Annotated in this window: 21 protein-coding genes, 2 tRNA genes and 1 riboswitch; of the genes, 15 read left to right on the forward strand and 8 right to left on the reverse strand. The window is 66.7% G+C overall.

The window, feature by feature from the left end:
* From VKZ87_RS11835 to VKZ87_RS11855, 5 genes are all read left to right on the forward strand, one after another.
* Positions 1-427 (forward strand): response regulator transcription factor (locus VKZ87_RS11835; RefSeq protein WP_324221463.1); only part of this gene is annotated, 427 nt, incomplete at its 5' end.
* Positions 420-1,781 (forward strand): HAMP domain-containing sensor histidine kinase, encoded by a 1,362-nt coding sequence (locus VKZ87_RS11840; RefSeq protein WP_324221464.1) that lies wholly within the window; start codon positions 420-422, stop codon positions 1,779-1,781. The genes VKZ87_RS11835 and VKZ87_RS11840, both read left to right, overlap by 8 nt.
* Before the next feature lie 70 nt (positions 1,782-1,851).
* Positions 1,852-2,493 carry a nitrile hydratase subunit alpha gene (gene nthA, locus VKZ87_RS11845; RefSeq protein WP_324221465.1) on the forward strand — a complete coding sequence of 214 codons (642 nt, stop codon included), beginning with the start codon at positions 1,852-1,854 and terminating at the stop codon, positions 2,491-2,493.
* Complete coding sequence (gene nthB / locus VKZ87_RS11850) at positions 2,490-3,155, forward strand: nitrile hydratase subunit beta (protein ID WP_324221466.1); 666 nt, start codon at positions 2,490-2,492, stop codon at positions 3,153-3,155. The genes nthA and nthB overlap by 4 nt, the downstream gene beginning before the upstream one ends.
* Positions 3,152-3,499: a nitrile hydratase accessory protein gene (locus tag VKZ87_RS11855; RefSeq protein ID WP_324221467.1), complete on the forward strand. Its 348-nt coding sequence runs from the start codon at positions 3,152-3,154 to the stop codon at positions 3,497-3,499. Before nthB ends, VKZ87_RS11855 begins: the two co-directional genes overlap by 4 nt.
* Here the strand turns inward: VKZ87_RS11855 and VKZ87_RS11860 are convergent.
* Entirely contained in the window at positions 3,496-4,113 is a 618-nt protein-coding gene (locus VKZ87_RS11860; protein ID WP_324221468.1) for a helix-turn-helix domain-containing protein, read from the reverse strand. The two genes, VKZ87_RS11855 and VKZ87_RS11860, sit on opposite strands and share 4 nt — an antisense overlap.
* Positions 4,114-4,220: 107 nt before the next feature.
* Between VKZ87_RS11860 and VKZ87_RS11865 the strand changes: the two genes are divergently transcribed.
* Positions 4,221-5,144, forward strand: coding sequence for a VOC family protein (locus VKZ87_RS11865; RefSeq protein ID WP_324221469.1), 924 nt, complete (start codon positions 4,221-4,223; stop codon positions 5,142-5,144).
* A gap of 3 nt (positions 5,145-5,147) precedes the next feature.
* Entirely contained in the window at positions 5,148-6,032 is an 885-nt protein-coding gene (locus VKZ87_RS11870; protein ID WP_324221470.1) for a cytochrome c, read from the forward strand.
* Between the two features lie 7 nt (positions 6,033-6,039).
* Here VKZ87_RS11870 and VKZ87_RS11875 read toward each other — a convergent pair whose 3' ends face one another.
* From VKZ87_RS11875 to VKZ87_RS11890, 4 genes are all read right to left on the reverse strand, one after another.
* Positions 6,040-6,837: a xanthine dehydrogenase family protein subunit M gene (locus VKZ87_RS11875; RefSeq protein ID WP_324221471.1), complete on the reverse strand. Its 798-nt coding sequence runs from the start codon at positions 6,835-6,837 to the stop codon at positions 6,040-6,042.
* Between the two features lie 20 nt (positions 6,838-6,857).
* Positions 6,858-9,242, reverse strand: a complete 2,385-nt coding sequence (locus tag VKZ87_RS11880) for a xanthine dehydrogenase family protein molybdopterin-binding subunit (RefSeq protein WP_324221472.1) — start codon at positions 9,240-9,242, stop codon at positions 6,858-6,860.
* Between the two features lie 3 nt (positions 9,243-9,245).
* Positions 9,246-9,716, reverse strand: a complete 471-nt coding sequence (locus VKZ87_RS11885) for a (2Fe-2S)-binding protein (protein ID WP_324221473.1) — start codon at positions 9,714-9,716, stop codon at positions 9,246-9,248.
* A 118-nt stretch (positions 9,717-9,834) separates the two neighbouring features.
* A complete protein-coding gene (locus VKZ87_RS11890; RefSeq protein WP_324221474.1) occupies positions 9,835-10,491 on the reverse strand; it encodes a carbon monoxide dehydrogenase subunit G in 657 nt (218 codons plus the stop codon).
* Between the two features lie 111 nt (positions 10,492-10,602).
* On the opposite strand from VKZ87_RS11890, the gene VKZ87_RS11895 reads away from it, so the two are divergent.
* The gene (locus VKZ87_RS11895) at positions 10,603-11,307 is read left to right on the forward strand and encodes a hypothetical protein (protein ID WP_324221475.1); all 705 of its coding nucleotides are present in this window, start codon (positions 10,603-10,605) and stop codon (positions 11,305-11,307) included.
* Between the two features lie 109 nt (positions 11,308-11,416).
* Positions 11,417-12,016, forward strand: coding sequence for a cold-shock protein (locus VKZ87_RS11900; RefSeq protein WP_324221476.1), 600 nt, complete (start codon positions 11,417-11,419; stop codon positions 12,014-12,016).
* 70 nt (positions 12,017-12,086) lie between these two features.
* Here the strand turns inward: VKZ87_RS11900 and VKZ87_RS11905 are convergent, their stop codons facing one another.
* The 3 genes from VKZ87_RS11905 to VKZ87_RS11915 all read right to left on the reverse strand — a co-directional run bounded on the left by VKZ87_RS11905 (position 12,087) and on the right by VKZ87_RS11915 (position 14,533).
* Complete coding sequence (locus VKZ87_RS11905) at positions 12,087-13,022, reverse strand: ABC transporter substrate-binding protein (RefSeq protein ID WP_324221477.1); 936 nt, start codon at positions 13,020-13,022, stop codon at positions 12,087-12,089.
* A gap of 15 nt (positions 13,023-13,037) precedes the next feature.
* Complete coding sequence (locus tag VKZ87_RS11910; protein ID WP_324221478.1) at positions 13,038-13,805, reverse strand: ABC transporter permease; 768 nt, start codon at positions 13,803-13,805, stop codon at positions 13,038-13,040.
* A complete protein-coding gene (locus VKZ87_RS11915; protein ID WP_324221479.1) occupies positions 13,802-14,533 on the reverse strand; it encodes an ABC transporter ATP-binding protein in 732 nt (243 codons plus the stop codon). The genes VKZ87_RS11910 and VKZ87_RS11915 overlap by 4 nt, the downstream gene beginning before the upstream one ends.
* A riboswitch (TPP riboswitch) is annotated at positions 14,525-14,632 on the reverse strand. It overlaps the preceding gene by 9 nt.
* A gap of 61 nt (positions 14,633-14,693) precedes the next feature.
* Here VKZ87_RS11915 and VKZ87_RS11920 point away from each other — a divergent pair.
* From VKZ87_RS11920 to VKZ87_RS11945, 6 genes are all read left to right on the forward strand, one after another.
* Positions 14,694-15,806: an acetoin utilization protein AcuC gene (locus VKZ87_RS11920; protein WP_324221480.1), complete on the forward strand. Its 1,113-nt coding sequence runs from the start codon at positions 14,694-14,696 to the stop codon at positions 15,804-15,806.
* Positions 15,806-16,273 carry a DUF192 domain-containing protein gene (locus VKZ87_RS11925; protein ID WP_324221481.1) on the forward strand — a complete coding sequence of 156 codons (468 nt, stop codon included), beginning with the start codon at positions 15,806-15,808 and terminating at the stop codon, positions 16,271-16,273. The genes VKZ87_RS11920 and VKZ87_RS11925 overlap by 1 nt, the downstream gene beginning before the upstream one ends.
* Before the next feature lie 98 nt (positions 16,274-16,371).
* Positions 16,372-16,448, forward strand: a tRNA-Pro gene (locus VKZ87_RS11930).
* Positions 16,449-16,486: 38 nt separating this feature from the next.
* A complete protein-coding gene (locus VKZ87_RS11935; protein WP_324221482.1) occupies positions 16,487-16,780 on the forward strand; it encodes an ETC complex I subunit in 294 nt (97 codons plus the stop codon).
* A 52-nt stretch (positions 16,781-16,832) separates the two neighbouring features.
* Positions 16,833-16,909 (forward strand) — tRNA-Arg (locus VKZ87_RS11940).
* Between the two features lie 136 nt (positions 16,910-17,045).
* Positions 17,046-18,119, forward strand: a complete 1,074-nt coding sequence (locus tag VKZ87_RS11945; RefSeq protein ID WP_324221483.1) for an HlyD family secretion protein — start codon at positions 17,046-17,048, stop codon at positions 18,117-18,119.
* Positions 18,120-18,176: the final 57 nt, after the last annotated feature.

Raw genomic sequence — 18,176 nt, forward strand, 5'->3', positions numbered from 1 at the left:
GGACGAGCGCATTCGCGGCCTCAAGGCCGGCGGCGATGATTACCTGACCAAGCCCTTCGCCTTCGGCGAACTGGAGGCGCGGCTGCTGGCCCTGGTGCGGCGGCAGGAAGCGCCCAAGGCGCAGACCAGCCTGCAGGTCGGTGATCTCGTCATGGACCTGCTGGCGCGCCGGGTGACGCGGGCGGGGCAGCCGATCACGCTCAAGCCGCGCGAGTTCAAGCTGCTGGAATTCCTCATGCGCCATGCCGGGCAGGTGGTGACCCGCACCATGCTGCTGGAGAATGTCTGGGATTACCATTTCGACCCCCAGACCAATGTGATCGACGTGCATATCAGCAACCTGCGCCAGAAGATCGATTCCGGCTTCGAAACGCCGCTACTGCACACGGTACGCGGCGCCGGCTACCGGCTGTCGGTCGATGCGTAAGCTGCTGCGCTCCACCTCGATGCGGCTGGCGCTCGGCTATGCCGCGCTGTTCCTCGTCTCGTCGATGCTGCTGATCGGGCTGCTGTGGTGGAACACCACCGGCTATCTCGACCGCGAGACCGATGCGGTGATCGCCGCCGATATCCGCGCCATCGGCGACCGGCTGCAGGATTTCGGCCTGCCCGGCGCGATCCAGACCGTCAACGAGCGCGTGCTGGCCGATGCCGACAGGCGCGCCATCTACCTGCTCACCGACCCGGCCCTGCGGCCGCTGGCCGGCAATGTCGACGCCTGGCCGGCGCAGATCGGCCGTGTGCCCGGCTGGCATGAGGTCGACATGGTCTATCAGGACCGGCTGCATGCCACGCGGCTGCTGCACGTGACTCTGCGCGGCAATTTCCATCTTCTGGTCGGCCGCGACGTGCAGGAGCGCGTGGCGATGCGCGGCCTGTTCCTGCGCGGCTTCGTCATCGCCACCCTCGTGGCGATCGCTTTCGCCATGATCGGCGGCTTCATGATCCGCCGCACGGTGCTGCGCCGGGTCGAGACCATCAACCGCACCACGACCGCCATCGTGCAGGGCGATCTGGGGCAGCGCGTGGCTTTGCGCGATGCCGATGACGAGTTCGACCAGCTGGCCCAGACGATCAACCGCATGCTGGACCAGATCCAGCAGCTGATCGAGGGCGTGCGCAACGTCTCCAATGCCGTGGCCCATGACCTCCGCACGCCGCTGGCGGAGCTGCGCAACCGGCTCGAGGCGCTGCTGCGCACCCGGCCGGAGCCGGAGCATGCCCAGGCCGAGATCGGCGAGGCGCTGGCCGACATCGACCGGCTGATCGGCATCTTCAACGCGCTGCTGCGGCTGGCCGAGATCGATTCCGGCCTGCGCCGCGCCGGCTTCGTTCTCGTCGACCTGCCGACTCTTGCCGCCGACGCGGTGGAGCTCTACGCGCCGGCGGCCGAGGCGAAGGACATTGTGCTCACCCTTGATGCCACCTCCGGCCGGCGCGTGCTGGGCGATCCGCAGCTGATCGCCCAGGCACTCGGCAACCTGATCGACAATGCGGTGAAATACACGCCGCGCGGCGGCCGGATCGCGCTGGCGGTCGGCCCGGCCGGCGACGGCTGGCAGCAGCTCGAGGTGGCCGACAACGGGCCGGGTATCGCCGCGGAAGAGCGCGCCCGCGTGACGCAGCGCTTCTATCGCGGCGACGCGGCCCGCGGCACGGGGGGCGCAGGCCTCGGGCTCAATCTGGTGGAGGCGGTGGCGCGCCTGCATGGCGGCGTCCTGGAACTGGAGGACAACCGGCCGGGCCTGCGCGCCCGCATCAGGCTGCCGGTTGCCGCATGAGTCGCGCACATGGGCTTCCTATCCGAAGCGGGCTTTCCTATACTTTTCCAAACAGCCCCGGGCCGCAGCGATGACGCACGATCATTCCCATCACCATGACCATGATCACGAGCATGGCACCGTGCTCAGCGATGTCGAGCTGCGCGTGCGGGCGCTGGAGACAGTGCTGGTGCAGAAGGGCTATGTCGATCCCGCCGCACTGGACGTGCTGATCGAAACCTACGAAACCAGGGTCGGCCCGCATAACGGCGCTCGCGTTGTGGCGAAGGCCTGGAGCGATCCGGCCTACCGCGACTGGCTGCTCAAGGACGCCACGGCGGCCATCGCCTCGCTGGGCTATACCGGGCGGCAGGGCGAACACATGGTCGCGGTGGCCAATACGCCCGAAACCCACAACATGGTCGTCTGCACGCTCTGCTCCTGCTATCCGTGGCCGGTGCTGGGTCTGCCGCCGGTCTGGTACAAGTCCGCGCCCTATCGTTCGCGCGCGGTAATGGACCCGCGCGGCGTGCTGAAGGATTTCGGCGTCACGCTGCCGCCGGAGAAGCAGATCAAGGTCTGGGATTCCACTGCCGAGATCCGCTATCTCGTGCTGCCCGAGCGGCCGGCCGGCACGGAAGGCTGGAGCGAGGAGAAGCTGGCGACACTGGTGACGCGCGACAGCATGATCGGCACCGGCCTGCCGAAGCAGCCGGCGGAGGTCGCGGCATGAACGGCGCAGCGGACATGGGCGGCATGATGGGCTTCGGGCCGGTGAAGCCCGAACCCGAGGACGGGCCGAAATTCCACGCTCCATGGGAGAGCCGCGCGCTGGCAATCACGCTCGCCATGGGCGCGACGGGGCAGTGGAACATCGACATGTCCCGCTCGGCCCGCGAAAGCCTGCCGCCGCCGCAGTATCTGGCGAAGAGCTACTACGAGATCTGGCTGGCCGGGCTGGAGAAGCTGATGGCCGAGCGCGGTCTGGTGTCGGCCGACGAGATCGAGGCCGGCCGGATGCTGCATCCGCCCAAGCCGCTGCCCCGTATCCTGAAGGCCGGAGACGTGCCGGCCGTGCTTGCCAAGGGCAGTCCGACCCAGCGCGAGGCCCCGGCGCCGGCGCGGTTCGGCATCGGCGATCGCGTGCGGGCGAAGAACATGCATCCCACCGGCCATACGCGCCTGCCGCGCTATGTCCGCGGCCATGTCGGCACCGTCGAGCTGGTGCATGGCGCCCATGTCTTCGCCGATGCCCATGCCGCCGGGCAGGGCGAGCAGCCGCAATGGCTCTACACCGTGCGCTTCAAGGGGACGGAGCTGTGGGGCGAGAGCACCGACCCGACGCTCTGGGTCTCGGTGGATGCCTGGGAAAGCTATCTGGAGCCGGCGGCATGAGCGACCTGTCGCGGCTGCCCGATCTGCCCTGCGACGCGGAAGGCCCGGTCTTCCGCGCACCCTGGGAGGCGCAGGCCTTCGCCATGGCGGTGGCCCTGCACCAGAAGGGCCTGTTCACCTGGCCGGAATGGGCCGAGGCGCTGAGCGCAGAGATCAAGGCGGCGCAGGCTGCCGGCGATCCAGATACCGGCGAAACCTATTACCGCCACTGGCTGGCGGCACTGGAAAAGCTGGTGGTCGCGAAAGGCGCCGCCAGCGTGATGGCTTTGCGTGAAACGGCGGACGCCTGGGACCGCGCGGCGCGCGCCACGCCGCATGGTCAGCCGATCGTCCTCGGCGGTTAGGCGGGCGGAAGAGGCGGCAGGGGACGGCGCGCGACTTCGTCGGCCTCCGTCGGCTCCATGCCCAGTCCGCGCAGGATGCTGGCCGCCACGGCCGTGATGTGAGCACGGCCGGCCTCGCCGCTGGTCAGGCTGCGGACCGCGGCAAGGTTGGTGCCCATGATCAGGTTCATCGCCGCCTCCCTGCTGGCGACCCGGAACCGCTTCTGCCGGATGCCCAGCATCAGGTCGGCCTGGATGTAGGGGCGGACCTGCTCGTCCCAGATCCGCGATGACAGGGCGACGGAGAGCATGAAGCGCGCCAGCTGCGGCTGTTCGAGCGCCAGAGTCATGTACTGCCGGCCGCCGATCGCCATCCGCTCGGCGCCGTCCTCGATATGGGCATAGCTGGCCTTGATGCGCTCGCAGAAGGTGACGCCGAAATGGATGGCGGCCGCTTCCAGGATCGCTTCCTTGGTCTGGAAGTAGTTGTAGAAGGTGCCGTTCGCGACCCCGGCGACCGCGGTGATCTCCTGGATCGAACCGGCCTCGACGCCCTTTTCGGCAAAGACCTTGGCTGCGGCGCTCAGGAGCTGATGGCGGGTCCGCTCGCGTTTCGAAATGGTTCTTCCGGTCACAATTTTCTTCCATTGACAGACTGAGAGAATCCTCATAAATGAGGCAACTCTCAAAACTGAGAATCGTCTCATATATACTTAGCGGCTCGCCGCAGGAAGGAAAAGCCATGCAGCTCGGATATCTGGTCTTCGACGTCCGTGACGTTGAAGCCTGGGCACGGTTCGCAACCTCGGTTCTGGGCGGGATGCCGGGCAGCGGCGGCGGCGAGGCCCTGGGCGTCCGGCTCGATGATGCCGCCTACCGACTGCTGCTGCGCAGAGGCAGGACGGATGATCTCGCGGTTCTGGGCTGGGTGCTCGAGGAGGACGAGATCGCCCGTCTGGCCGGGCGGCTGATGCGTCATGGCGTTCCCGTCACGGAGTTCAGCGCAGTCGAATGCTCTGCCCGGAGCGTGACGGCTGGCATCCGCTTTGCCGATCCGCTCGGCCTGATCAACGAAGCCGTGATCGGCCTGCCGCGGGCCGATGCGCCTTTCCGGTCCGACCTCATGCCGGGCGGCTTCGTCGCGCGCGACGATCTGGGGCTTGGCCATGCCGTTCTCGGCTGTGGCCGCAGGCAGGCCGAGATGGAGCGCTTCTATATGGAGGTGGTCGGTCTGGCGCTTACGGAGCGCATCGATACGAAGATCGGCCCGGTCAAGGTCGACGGCGCGTTCCTGCACTGCAACCGGCGCCATCACTCGCTCGCCCTGATCGCCGTTCCCAGCCGCAAACGGCTGCTGCATTTCATGCTGCAGGCGGGGGAACTGCGCGATGTCGGCAGGGCGCTGGAGCGGACCAGGGCGGCCGGCATTCCGCTCAGCCTCGATCTGGGCCAGCATCCGGATCCGGACGGCACCGTCTCGTTCTACGCGCCGACGCCGTCGGGCTTTGATTTCGAGATCGGGGCCGGCAGCGGCGAAATCGATCCGGCGACGCATGTCCCCGACATCAAGACGCGGACCAGCGACTGGGGGCATGCGCCGAGCGCTCGGATGAAGCTGCGCGGCGCTCTCGACCTGATCGCTGACCGGTTCAAGCGGGCGGCCTGAGCGATGCGCAGGGCTCTCAGAATTGCGGGCATTGTCGCGGGGATTCTCCTCGTCTGCGCCGGCGCGGCAGCGGCCTTTGCCTATTTCGGCAGCGAGCACAAGCGGAACCGGGTGATCGCAGTGGCGCCGTCCGCGATCGCCATTCCCGACGATCCGGCCGCAATGGAACGCGGCAAATACCTGTTCGAGACGCGCGGCTGTACGGACTGTCACGGCCGCGACGGCGCCGGCCACACCTTCATCGAGGATTCCGGCGGACTGGTGGTGCGCGGCCCGAACATCACCATGGGACAGGGCAGTCCCGTGCTCGGCTACCGGGCCGTCGACTGGGTGAAGGCGATCCGTCACGGCGTCACCCCGAACGGACGTCCGCTGATCGTCATGCCGAGCGAGGATTACAACCGGATGACCGATGCCGATCTTGGCGCCATGGTTGCCTATATCCGGGGCCTGCCCGCCCGTGAGGGTGACGGGCGCCGTGTCGAACTGCCGCTGCCGGTACAACTGGCCTATGCCCTCGGCGTAGTGCGCGACGCGGCCGAGAAGATCGACCACAGCCTGCCCCCGGCGCAGCCGCCCGCGCCGGACGATGTGCTCGGCAAGGGCGCCTACGCCGCGAATATGTGCCTCGGCTGCCACGGTGAGGGGTTCCGCGGCGGGCCGATCGCCGGAGCGCCGCCGGACTGGCCGCCGGCAGCCGATCTGCGGCCGGGCGGGCCGATGCGCAGCTACGCTTCGGCCGAGGACTTTGCCGGCATGCTGCGGACCGGCAGGCGCCCGGACGGATCGGACATCAAGGTGATGCCGTTCGACTCCCTGAAGGAGCTCAGCGACGACGAGATCGCGGCACTCTTCGCATTCCTGCAGAGTCTGCCACCGGCCGACTAGCCGGTGATCAGCCCAGCGCCTTCTGCACCGCGCGCTTGGCCATTACGCCGACCAGATGGGCGCGGTATTCGGCCGAGGCATGGATGTCGCTGTTCATCATGCCGGGGTCGGTCCTGATGCCGTTCAGGGCATCCGCGCTGAAGGATTTCGACAGCGCGGCCTCCATCTCCTTGTGGCGGAACACGCAGGGCGCCGCCCCGGTGACCGCGACTCGGATGCCGCCGGCGGTTTCCGCGACCATGACGCCGACCATGGCATAGCGCGAGGCCGGGTTGCGAAACTTCTCGTAGCCCGCGCGCTTCGGCACCGGGAACTCGATCCTGGTGATGATCTCGCCGTCCTCCAGGGCGGTTTCGAACATGCCCTTGAAGAAGTCGTCGGCGGTGATCGCCCGCCTGTTCGTATGGACCGTGGCGCCAAGCCCGAGCACCGCCGCCGGATAGTCGGCCGCCGGGTCGTTGTTGGCCACCGAGCCGCCTATGGTGCCCATATTGCGCACCTGCGGATCGCCGATCAGGCCGGCGAGATAGGAGAGCACCGGGATGCTCTTCTGTACCTCGGCCGAAGAGGCGACGGCGGCATGCTTCGTCGTCGCGCCGATCGTCACCGTATTGCCCGAGACGGTGATGCCGTTCAGCTCCTTGATACCGCCGAGGTCGATCACGTCCGACGGCGAGGCGAGGCGCAGCTTCAGGGTCGGCAGCAGGGTCTGGCCACCGGCGATGAACTTGCCGTCGCTGGCGCCGCTCAGCAGCTTCGCGGCTTCGTCCAGCGAGGCGGGCTTGTGATAGTTGAATGCGTACATGTGGGGCGTCTCCGTCCTTACTATTCTGCGGCGGCGGCGAGGTTCTGGCGCTGGATTATCTGCCAGACCTTCTGCGGCGTCGCCGGCATGTCGATGTCCTCGGTGCCGAGCGCATCGGTGATGGCATTCATCAGCGCAGCCGGAGCGGCAATCGCGCCGGCCTCGCCACAGCCCTTCACGCCGAGCGGATTGTGCGGGCAGGGGGTCTCGATCATCCCGACCTTGTAGGAGGGCAGGTCATCGGCCCGCGGCATGCAGTAGTCGTTATAGGATGCCGTGAGCAGCTGGCCGCTTTCCTTGTCGTAGACCACGCCTTCGAGCAGCGCCTGCCCGATGCCCTGGGCGATGCCGCCATGCACCTGACCTTCGACGATCATCGGGTTGATCACCTTGCCGAAGTCGTCGACCGCCACCCAGTTTACGACGCGGGTGACGCCGGTATCAGCGTCGATCTCCACCTCCGCCACATGCACGCCGGCAGGGAAGGTGAAGTTGGCCGGATCGTAGAAGGCGCTGGCCTCCAGGCCCGGTTCGAGGTCGGCCGGGTAGTTGTGCGGCACATAGGCCGTGAAGGCGACCTGCGCGATCGGCACCTGCTTGTCGGTGCCTTTCACGGAGAAGGTGCCCTTGTCGAAGACGACATCGTCGACCGAGGCTTCCATCAGATGGGCGGCGATCTTCTTGCCCTTCTCGATGATCTTGTCGGCCGCGCGGGACAGCGCCGATCCCCCGACCGCGAGCGAGCGCGAGCCATAGGTGCCCATGCCCATCGGCACGAGCGCCGTGTCGCCGTGGACGACTTCGATATTCTCGATCGGCACGCCGAGCTTGTCGGAAACGAGCTGGGCGAAGGTCGTCTCGTGACCCTGGCCGTGGCTGTGGGCGCCGGTATAGACGAACACGCTGCCGGTCGCGTTGAAGCGGATCTGGCCCGACTCCCAGAGGCCGACGCCGGCGCCGAGCGAGCCGACCACGGCTGACGGCGCGATGCCGCAGGCCTCGATATAGGCGCAGATGCCGATGCCGCGCAGCTTGCCCTTGCGGGCGGCTTCCGCCTTGCGGGTCTTGAAGCCGGCGTAATCCGCCATCTTCAGCGCTTCGTCCAGCGCCTTGGCATACTGGCCGGAATCGTACACGCAGGCGACCGGCGTCTGATACGGGAAGGCATCAGGCGGCACGAAGTTTTTCCGGCGCAGTTCGGCCGGATCCATGTTCAGCTCCCGTGCCGCGGCTTCCACCAGTCGTTCGACCACGTAGGTCGCTTCCGGCCGGCCGGCGCCGCGATAGGCGTCCACCGGCGTCGTGTTGGTGAAGACTGCCTTCACCTCGGCATAGATCGCCGGCGTGGTGTACTGGCCGGCGAGCAGCAGCGCGTAGAGATAGGTCGGCACCGCCGAGGCAAAAGTGGACAGATAGGCGCCCATGTTGGCGTTGGTCGAAACCCGCAGGCCGAGGAACTTGCCGTCCCTGTCCATGGCCAGTTCGGCATGGGTGATGTGGTCGCGGCCATGGGCGTCGGTGAGGAAGGCTTCGGTGCGGTCGGAGGTCCACTTCACCGGCCGCTTGAGCTTGCGGGCCGCCCAGACGCAGACCGTCTCCTCGGCATAGTTGAAGATCTTGGAGCCGAAACCGCCACCGACATCGGGCGCCACCACGCGCACCTTGTGCTCGGGCAGGCCGAAGACGAAGGCGCAGAGAATCAGCCGCAGCACATGCGGGTTCTGTGACGTGGTGTAGACGGTGGTCGTGTCGGTGCCCGGGTCGTATTCGCCGATGGCGCTGCGCGGCTCCATCGGGTTGGGCGACAGACGGTTGTTGACCAGTTCCAGCTTCGTGACATGGGCCGCATTGGCGAAGGCCTGCTCCGTGGCGGCCTTGTCGCCGAATTCCCAGTCGTAGCAGAGGTTGCCGGGAACGTCGGGATGGACCTGCGGCGCGCCGGGCTTCAGCGCCTCGCGCATGTCGACCACTGGCTGCAGCACGTCGTAGTCGACCTCGATCGCCTCGACCGCGTCGCGCGCCTGCGCGAGGCTTTCGGCGATCACGACCGCAACCTGGTCGCCGACATGACGGACATACTCGACCGCGATGATGTCATGGCGCGGCGCCTTGTGGGGCTCGCCCTTCTTGTCCTTGACGACCCAGCCGCAGATCAGCCCGCCGACCTTGTCGGCGGCCACGTCCTGACCGGTATAGACGGCAACGACGCCGGGCATTTTCCGCGCGGCGTCGCTGTTGATGGATTTGATTTTGGCGAATGCGTGCGGCGAGCGCAGGAAGGTCGCATAGAGCTGGCCGGGGCGGTTTATGTCATCCGTGTAGTGGCCCTGACCGGTGATGAAGCGGAAATCTTCCTTGCGGCGAACCGGCTGTCCGATGCCCTGGCCGATATCCTGATTGCTCATGTCTCACCCCCGCATCGCTTGCGCGCCGGCCATCACGGCCTTGACGATGTTGTGGTAGCCGGTGCAACGGCAGATGTTGCCTTCCAGTTCGTGGCGAACGGTTTCTTCGCTCGGGTTCGGATTGCGCTTCACGAGGTCTACCGCGCTCATGATCATGCCCGGCGTGCAGAAGCCGCATTGCAGCGCATGATTCTCGCGAAAGGCCTCCTGCATGGGATGGAGCTTGCCATCCGTGGCCAGGCCTTCGATCGTCGTGACCGAGGCGCCCTGTGCCTGCACGGCCAGCATGGTGCAGGATTTCACGCTGCGGCCGTCCACATGCACGACGCAGGCGCCGCACTGGCTGGTGTCGCAGCCCACATGGGTGCCGGTCAGGCCGAGATGGTCGCGAATGAACTGGACGAGCAGGGTGCGGGGTTCGACATCGCGCGTAACGGATTGGCCGTTGACGGTCATCGTCACGGATACGGTCATGTGTTTCCTCCCTTTGGCGCGTAGCAGAACATAGCGTGCGCGGAAATCTGACAAGACTGTGGGCGCAACCGGCGAAGGCCGTCAAGTTGCAAAAACGAAAAGTCCGGGATGCGGACGATCAGCTGCGGAGAACGAGAAGGGTAACGGCGCCGACGATCACGATCAGGCCGATGATCCATGCCCAGCTCGGTATCCCGCCGGTTACCGGAGTAGGCGCTGGCGGCGGTGCCGCTTGCGCCGCAGTGGCCGTCGTGTCCGGCAGGGCGCCGACCGCGGCCGTTGCCGCGACCGGTTCCTCGACAGCCTCCTGCGGAGCTGCCCCGGCGTCGGGTTCGGCGACGATCTGATTGAATTTCGTGAAGAAGTCCTCGGCCATCTTGGCGGCGACCCCGTCCACCAGGCGGGCGCCGATCTGGGCCAGCTTGCCGCCGATCTGGGCCTTGGCCGCATAGGTCAGCCGGGTGGCGCCCTGGTCGGCATCGGTGAGTTCCACCCGGGCATTGCCCTTGCCGAAACCGGCCGCCACGCCGCCCTGGGCCTCGCCGACGATGGTGCAGCTGTTCGGCGGGTCGAGGTCGGTCAGCGTCACCTTGCCTTTGAACTTGGCCTTAACCGGGCCGACCTTGACCTGCACCAGGGCTTCGAAATCGGTGTCGGAAAGCTTGGTGACGCTTTCGCATCCGGCGATGCACTGGCGCAGGATTTCGGGGTCGTTCAGGGCCGCCCAGACCTTGGCGCGGGGGGCAGGAATGAGCTGTTCGCCATTCAGATCCATGGACTAATCTCCGAAGACTGGGCCAGAGTGTGATTCACCGCCCGTTAAGCTTAACCATCTAGCCTGCCGATAACCAGTTTCAGCTCTGCGCGCAGGTGAAGGGGGTAAATCATGGTCCCCGCAGCACGATCCGGTCTTGATGTCAGTTTCTGGCTGCTCGAGCGGGCGGCCGGCGAGCGCATCGCCATGTCGCTGCCGAAGCTGCGCTGGCTGCTCTATCTCGCGCAGGCGCATTACGCCATCGCCCGCGACGGCGCCAAGCTGATGCCCGCCACCTTCCTGGTCGGCGAGGAAGGTCCGATCGAACCGACTCTGGATCTCGTGTTCCAGGCCGGCATCGAGAATCCCTGGACGCCGAGTTTCAGCGAAACCGTGGAGGCGTTCCTGGACGGCTTCTGGAAGCGTTTCGGTGCCCTGCCTGCGATTGCGTTGCATAAGCTCGTAGTCGGCGACCCGGCCTGGAAGAAGGCGCAGGAGAATGGTCCGGGCAGCGAGATCCAGGTCGAGCATCACCGGGCCGCCAAGGCCACGGCAAAGCCGGGCGGAGATGCCAGCCGCCGGGCGACCGAACTGCCGCCCTTCGAGGAAGAGGTGCGCGCCAAGATCGCGAAGCATTCCGGCGGCTCCCATGCCCTGGTGCGCGCCATGCGCGGACAGCCGGTCAAGTCACCCGGCACCCGCACCGCTTCGGTGGCCGAGGCCGCCGGCCATCTGCGGGCGGCGCCGCCCGACAGCCAGGAGGTTCGGTTCACCGCAGACGGACGATCGGTGACCCGCTGGCGTCCCAAAAGGCGGGTGCAGGGACCGACCATCTGACCTGCACATAACCGGCTAACCTTCGGACAACCCCTCAGAAATCGTTTTGGCAGTGTTTCGAAATGGTGCTACGCTGACGGGCGTAGTGCGGCTATCGAAGGATTAAAAAGTGGATCAAGGGGGCTTCGGCGACGCCGAGATCGTCAAGATCTCAGGCAAGGTCAAGTGGTTCAACGCAGTCAAAGGTTTTGGTTTCGTCAGTCCCGACGACAATTCCGGTGACGTGTTTCTGCACCTCTCCTGCCTGCGCCAGGCAGGGTATGAAAGCATTGATGAAGGGGCGACCCTGCTGCTCGAGGTCGCCAGGCGACCGAAAGGCATGCAGGCCGTACGCGTGCTGTCGGTCGACACGAGCACGGCGATGCCTTCCGGCGGCATGGGCGGCCCGCGTCCGCCCCGTCCGCCGCGCTTTGGTGGCGACCGCTTCGGCGGTGATCGCGGATTCGGTGGTGGCTTCGGCGGCGACCGTGGTCCGAAATTCCCCTCCGTCGTCGCGCAGGGCGATTTCTTCGAGGCCAAGGTGAAGTGGTTCAATGCCGTGAAGGGCTATGGCTTCGTATCCCGTGGCGACGGCCAGCAGGACATCTTCGTCCATATGGAAGTGCTGCGCCGCGAAGGCATCCAGGAACTGCAGCCCGGCCAGTCGGTCCGCGTCCGTGTCGGCCAGGGTCCGAAGGGCCCGCAGGTCGCCGAGATCCGCACCGAGTGATCAGCCAATCGGGCCATCGGCCCGGACGGTTTCAGACGCCGGCGTGGTTTCCACGCCGGCGTTTCCGTATTCAGCGCAGCTCGACCGCGTAGCGTTCGACCGGGAGGGCGGACGGGATCAGGCCCTGCCTGGCGAGGTAGTCGGCGAAGCGGCTGTAGCGTCGGCCGTCCAGCGCGCGCGGCGAATGGGCGAACCGCGGCACCGTGTCCCTCCAGGCCCGGCGGTTGAGTTCGTCGTCCAGCGACTTGTTGTCCTTGATGAAGTATTCGCGGCTCTTGTCCGGCTGGTTGTGGATCAGCGCCACGGCTTCTTCCAGCGCATCAAGAAGGCGCGACAGGCGCCTGTCCTGCAGGCGGTCCTGGTGCGCAACGAGAATCAGTTCGTCATACAGCGGCACGCCGTAGTCCTCAGGATAGAAGGCCCGTCCGGGCTTGCCGGCGATGTCCATCTGATTCAGCTCGAAATTGCGGAAGGCCCCGATCGTGCCGTCGACCTTGCCGGCAAAGATCGAGGGTGAGAGGGCGAAGTTGACATTCACCAGCGTCACGTCGGCGAGCTTCAGGCCATACTGCTCCAGCATCGATTTCAGGATGGCATCCTCGAATCCGCCGACCGAATAACCGATCTTCTTTCCCTTCAGGTCGGCAACCGACTTGATCGGCCCGTCCCGCAGCACGACCAGGCTGTTCAGCGGCGTTGCCACCAGCGTGCCGATCCGGCGCAGGGGAAGGCCCTGCGCCACCTGCACATGCAGTTGCGGCTGGTACGAGATCGCAACATCGGCTTTGCCGGCCGCGACCAGCTTGGGCGGATCGTTGGGATCGGCCGGCGCGATCAGGTCGACCAGTAATTCGTGGCGATCGAAGACGCCGGCATTCCTGGCCACCACCAGCGGTGCATGATCGGGATTGACGAACCAGTCGAGCATCACGCTCAGCCTGTCATGCGCCTTTGCCGCGGGCGCCAGCAGCAGGGTGGCGAGGAAAAGGGTCAGGACGCGAAACATCGGACTCTCCTTGCTTCAGGACGGGGAGGCAAAATGGTCCGCCTGCCAGGGCAGCAGGCGGCGGGTGAGCCGGTCGACGACGGCGTAGAGCGCGACGGCGCATAGCGCGAGCGTGATCAGGGCGGCGAACATCAGGTCGGTCTGTACGCGGGCATTGGCCTGCAGCATCAGGAAGCCGAGGCCGGCGCTGGCGCCGACCCATTCGCCGATCACCGCGCCGATCGGCGCCACGGCGGCAGCCACCTTCAGCCCGCTGGCGAGGGCGGGCAGCGCCGCCATCAGGCGGATATGGCGCAGGATACGGAAGCGGTGCCGCGGATCGTTCGCCGTCATGACCTGCGCCAGATCCAGCCAGCCGGGCTCGGTGCGGCGCAGACCGTCGAACAAAGTCACGGCGACGGGAAAGAAGATGATCAGCATGGCCATGATCACCTTCGATGCCATGCCGAAGCCGAACCACAGCACCAGCAGGGGGGCGAGCGCGAAGACCGGGACGGCCTGGCTGGCGACCAGAACCGGCAGCAGCCAGCGGCGCGCCACCGGCGAGAGCAGCAGGCCCAGGGCCGCCGCGGCGCCGAGCAGCGCGCCGAAGACAAGACCGAGCAGCATTTCGGCCACGGTCACCGCCGCCTGCGCCAGCAGGAGGCTGCCCGACTCCAGGAAGGCCACGGCGACGCGGTGCGGCGGCGGCAGGATGTAGGGTGGCAGGGCAAAGAGGTAGACGGCGGCCTCCCAGAGCAGCAGCAGGCCGGCGAAGGTGACCAGCGGGCGCAGCAGTGTCATGACGGCGCTCCGGCATTGCGCAGAGCATTCTGCAGCCGGCGCAGCTGCGGCAGCAGCTCCGGCGTCAGCGGGTCGCGCGGCGCGGGCGAGGGAAACGCGCAGACCGGCGTCAGGCCGGCGGGGTGTCCGGAGAGCAGCAGCACACGATGCGCAATGCGGCAGGCTTCCAGCGGATCATGGGTCACCAGCAGCACGGCGCGGTCGGCCAGCAGATCGCAGGCGAGATCCTGCATCGCTTCGCGGGTGACCGGATCGAGCGCCGAAAAGGGTTCGTCCATCAGCACCAGCGGACGGTCTTCCATCAGGGTTCGTGCCAGCGCCACGCGCTGGCGCATGCCGCCGGAAAGGGCGGCAGGCAGAACACTGGCCCAGTCGCCGAGTCCGGTGCGGGCGAGCAGTGCGTCGGCGCGCTGCAAATCCGGGGTTTCGCCGCGCAGGCGGGCGCCGAGCATCAGGTTGTCGCGGACGCTCAGCCAGGGCAGCAGCAGGTCCTGCTGCGCCATCCACGCGGCCGGCGTCCGGGCAGATCCGGGCAGCAGGCCGGCAATCACGCGCAGCAGCGTACTCTTGCCGACGCCGCTGGGGCCCAGGATGGCGACGATCTCGCCGGCGGCAATCTCGATGCGGAAGGGGGCGAGGACCGGCCGGCCCTGATACGCAAAGCCGCTGCTTTGCAGCGTGATGGCAGCAGGTAGGGGGAGAGTCCGGGAGACAGGTCCAGTGTGCACGCCGCTGATCCCTACGCCGGTATCAACCGGATCAGGTTCGAGGGGTCGTCCGGACAACCCGGACCTCTCAGCCGCCCATCGGCTCCCCCTCAGAGGCAGAGGGCATTATAGACTGCCGCCACGTCTTGTTAAGGGGCGGGCGATGGCTAGATTCGGGTCCATGCAGGCGCCGCTTTTCATCGGCAACGAGATCTACCGGCATTCCACGCTGGGCGGCAAACATCCCCTCTCGATTCCGCGTGTTTCCACCGTCATGGATCTGGTCGCGGCGCTTGGCTGGCTGCAGCCGGGGCAATATCGCGAGAGCCGGCCGGCTACGCCGGAGCAGCTTCTGCGCTTCCATCGCGAGGATTACGTCGCCGCCGTGCAGGCGGCCGAGCGCACGCTCGCCATCAGCCCGGAGGATTCGGAGCGCTACAATCTGGGTCGCGGCGGCAATCCGGTTTATGCCACCATGTTCCGGCGGCCCGCGACCGGCGTCGGCGGCAGCCTGATGGCGGCGGCCCATCTGCTGCAGCAGGGCGGCATTGTCTACAGCCCCGGCGGCGGCACGCATCATGGCCGGCCGGCGCAGGCTTCCGGCTTCTGCTACTTCAATGATCCGGTGCTGGCGATTCTCGCGATGCTGGATGGCGGCCTCAGCCGCGTGGCCTATGTCGATCTCGACGTGCATCACGGCGATGGCGTAGTCGAGGCCTTTGCCGACGATCCGCGCGTGCTGGTCGTTTCGATCCACGAGGCCGGTCGCTGGCCGCATTCGGGCCGGATGGAGGAAGAGGGGGCGGGCAACCTGTTCAATTACCCGGTGCCGCCCGGCATGTGCGACGACGAGATGGACGCCCTGATCGCCGAGGCCGTCGGTCCGCTCGTCGAAAGCTTCCGGCCGGAGGCGCTGGTAATGCAATGCGGCGCCGATGCGCTGGCCGACGATCCGCTGGCCAAGCAGATGCTGTCGAATGCGGCCCTGTGGCGGGCGGTCGCGGATTTGCGCGATCTGGCGCCGCGCCTGTTGGTGCTGGGCGGCGGCGGATATAATCCCTGGTCGGTGGCGCGCTGCTGGACCGGCATCTGGGCCGAGCTGAATGGACTGGAGAAACCGGACCGGCTGCCGCCGGATGCGGAAAGCCTGCTGCGCAGCCTGTCCTGGAGCCGCAGTGTCGGACGCAATCCGCCGGAGCACTGGCTGACGGACCTGGCCGACGCGCCGCGGAATGGCCCGGTGCGCGAGGAGGTCCGGGCACTGCTGCGCCGGACCAGGGAAAGGATGGGATAGTGTTCAAACGTATTCTTCTGTTTCTGTCGCTGCTTGCCTTCGCGCTGCCGGCTGCCGCGCAGCCACAGCCTACGCTGCCGCAGAGTGACCTCGTCATCCTGACCCAGAAGGGCCCTCAGCGTTTCCGGGTGGAACTGGCCGACAACGACGTGAGCCGCGCGCGGGGCATGATGTTCCGCACCAGCATGGCGCCGGATGCCGGGATGCTGTTCGACTTCAAGCAGGAGCAGATGGCTTCCTTCTGGATGCGGAATACGCTGATCCCGCTGGACATGCTGTTCATCAAGGCCGACGGCACGATCCTGAACATCCATCAGCGGGCGATTCCCCGGGACGAGACCGGCATCAATTCTGCCGGACCGGTGCGGGCGGTGCTGGAACTCAATGGCGGCACGGTGTCGCGGCTCGGAATCAGGCCCGGCGACCGGGTTCAGCACGCGATTTTCGGCAATCCGCCAAAGCGTTAGCTTCTGTCCGGCAGGCTTGCGGCCCGGGCTCCGGGGCTGGCCCGCCCGGCGCGGGCTGTGGTAAAAGGCGCTCGGTTCCGCTGGCCTTTTCGGTGCTGCGGGGTGTAGCTCAGTCTGGTAGAGCGCTTGCTTTGGGAGCAAGAAGTCGCTGGTTCGAATCCAGTCACCCCGACCAGAAAGGCCAGCCAGAATACAGGTGCAGAGGTGGAACGGATGAAGGCGCGGATTTATCGGCCGGCCAAGACGGCCATGCAGTCGGGCAAGGCGCTGACGCGGAAATGGCGACTCGAATACGATACCGCCGATACCCGTTTCGTCGAGCCGCTGATGGGCTGGACGGGGACCCGCAGCACGCTGGGCCAGATCAATCTCCGCTTCGACAGCAAGGAAGCGGCGATCGCCTATGCCGAGAAGCACGGGATCGATTACGAAGTGGAAGAGCCGCAGCAGCCCCGGCCGATCCGCAAGTCCTACGCCGACAATTTCGCGTACACGAGAATTCGCTAGAGTTTCGGCCGGCAGGGCGCCGTTCGCGGCGGGCATGCCGGCCGGCCGGTAAGTGCCCTTAGCTCAGCTGGATAGAGCAGCCGCCTTCTAAGCGGCAGGTCGCTGGTTCGAATCCAGCAGGGCACGCCATCCGCACCGGCAGGAATCTGCATCGGACGCTTCCGGATGCAGCCACCGCAGTGTGACGGCCGGCATGGACGAGATTCCTCCGCGGCATATTCTTTTTACTGCCGGTGGGGCAGAATGCCGGAAGAAGGATTAGCAGATGGGCGAATTCTCGAAGCGGCGGCTCGTCGGAGCCATTGTCGTTCTTCTCGCGCTCGCAGCCTGCTATTTCGTGTGGCGTGCGGTCCAGCCGCCGGCATTGCCGTCGGGCTTTGCCAGCGGGAACGGCCGGATCGAAGCCGTCGAAATCGACATCGCCACCAAGACGGCCGGACGGGTCAAGGAGATCTTTGTCGGAGAGGGCGAGTTCGTGCGGGCCGGCCAGGTGCTGGCCACCATGGATACCGCCTCGCTCGACGCGCAGTTGCTCGAAGCCAGGGCCCGCCTGCAGCGTGCCATCATCAGCATCGACACGGCGCGCAGCCTGCTGACCCAGCGCGAGGCCGAAAAAACATCCGCCATCGCCGTGGTGGCGCAGCGCAAAGCCGAGCTGGATGCCGCCGGAAAACGTCTGAACAGAACCGAGAACCTTGCGGCACGCGGCACCGCTCCGGCCCAGACTCTCGATGACGACCGGGCGGCCTTCGAACGGGCGAAGGCTGCGGTTGCCGCTGCCGAGGCCCAGGTTGCAGCAAGCGATGCCGCCATCGGCTATGCCCGCTCGCAGATCGTCGCAGCCGAGGCCGAAGCCGAGGCGGCGAAGGCGACTATCCAGCGCATCCAGGTGGAAATCGACGACAGCACGCTAAAGTCGCCGCGCGATGGCCGGGTCCAGTATCGCGTAGCCCAGCCGGGCGAGGTGCTGGCCGCCGGTGGACGCGTCCTCAACATCGTTGATCTTGCCGATGTCTACATGACGTTCTTTCTGCCGACCGAGGCGGCCGGACGGGTTCCGCTGGGGGCGGAAGTGCGGCTGGTATTCGATGCAGCGCCGCAATACGTCATTCCCGCCCGGGCCTCCTTCGTCGCCGACGTGGCGCAATTCACGCCCAAGACGGTGGAGACGGCGGAAGAGCGGTTGAAACTGATGTTCCGGATCAAGGCGCAGATCGATCCGGAACTGCTGCAGAAGCATATCACCATGGTCAAGACCGGCCTGCCGGGTATGGCCTATATCCGCCTCGACCCCGAAGCCGAATGGCCGGACCATCTGCGGATCCGGGTCCCGCAATGAGCATGCCCGGCGCAGCCACCCCGGTGGCGCGGCTGCGCGCCATCGGGCTGCGCTACG

Origin of the sequence: Ferrovibrio sp., from assembly GCF_035304305.1 — a bacterium.
Taxonomy (GTDB): domain Bacteria; phylum Pseudomonadota; class Alphaproteobacteria; order Ferrovibrionales; family Ferrovibrionaceae; genus Ferrovibrio.

Excerpts from the sequence above, each read along its gene's own strand:
- VKZ87_RS11840 (WP_324221464.1), top strand. The coding sequence starts at position 420 with ATGCGTAAGCTGCTGCGCTCCACCTCGATGCGGCTGGCGCTCGGCTAT.
- nthA (WP_324221465.1), top strand. The coding sequence starts at position 1,852 with ATGACGCACGATCATTCCCATCACCATGACCATGATCACGAGCATGGC.
- nthB (WP_324221466.1), top strand. The coding sequence starts at position 2,490 with ATGAACGGCGCAGCGGACATGGGCGGCATGATGGGCTTCGGGCCGGTG.
- VKZ87_RS11855 (WP_324221467.1), top strand. The coding sequence starts at position 3,152 with ATGAGCGACCTGTCGCGGCTGCCCGATCTGCCCTGCGACGCGGAAGGC.
- VKZ87_RS11865 (WP_324221469.1), top strand. The coding sequence starts at position 4,221 with ATGCAGCTCGGATATCTGGTCTTCGACGTCCGTGACGTTGAAGCCTGG.
- VKZ87_RS11870 (WP_324221470.1), top strand. The coding sequence starts at position 5,148 with ATGCGCAGGGCTCTCAGAATTGCGGGCATTGTCGCGGGGATTCTCCTC.
- VKZ87_RS11875 (WP_324221471.1), bottom strand. The coding sequence starts at position 6,837 with ATGTACGCATTCAACTATCACAAGCCCGCCTCGCTGGACGAAGCCGCG.
- VKZ87_RS11880 (WP_324221472.1), bottom strand. The coding sequence starts at position 9,242 with ATGAGCAATCAGGATATCGGCCAGGGCATCGGACAGCCGGTTCGCCGC.
- VKZ87_RS11885 (WP_324221473.1), bottom strand. The coding sequence starts at position 9,716 with ATGACCGTATCCGTGACGATGACCGTCAACGGCCAATCCGTTACGCGC.
- VKZ87_RS11890 (WP_324221474.1), bottom strand. The coding sequence starts at position 10,491 with ATGGATCTGAATGGCGAACAGCTCATTCCTGCCCCCCGCGCCAAGGTC.
- VKZ87_RS11895 (WP_324221475.1), top strand. The coding sequence starts at position 10,603 with ATGGTCCCCGCAGCACGATCCGGTCTTGATGTCAGTTTCTGGCTGCTC.
- VKZ87_RS11905 (WP_324221477.1), bottom strand. The coding sequence starts at position 13,022 with ATGTTTCGCGTCCTGACCCTTTTCCTCGCCACCCTGCTGCTGGCGCCC.
- VKZ87_RS11910 (WP_324221478.1), bottom strand. The coding sequence starts at position 13,805 with ATGACACTGCTGCGCCCGCTGGTCACCTTCGCCGGCCTGCTGCTGCTC.
- VKZ87_RS11920 (WP_324221480.1), top strand. The coding sequence starts at position 14,694 with ATGCAGGCGCCGCTTTTCATCGGCAACGAGATCTACCGGCATTCCACG.
- VKZ87_RS11935 (WP_324221482.1), top strand. The coding sequence starts at position 16,487 with ATGAAGGCGCGGATTTATCGGCCGGCCAAGACGGCCATGCAGTCGGGC.
- VKZ87_RS11945 (WP_324221483.1), top strand. The coding sequence starts at position 17,046 with ATGGGCGAATTCTCGAAGCGGCGGCTCGTCGGAGCCATTGTCGTTCTT.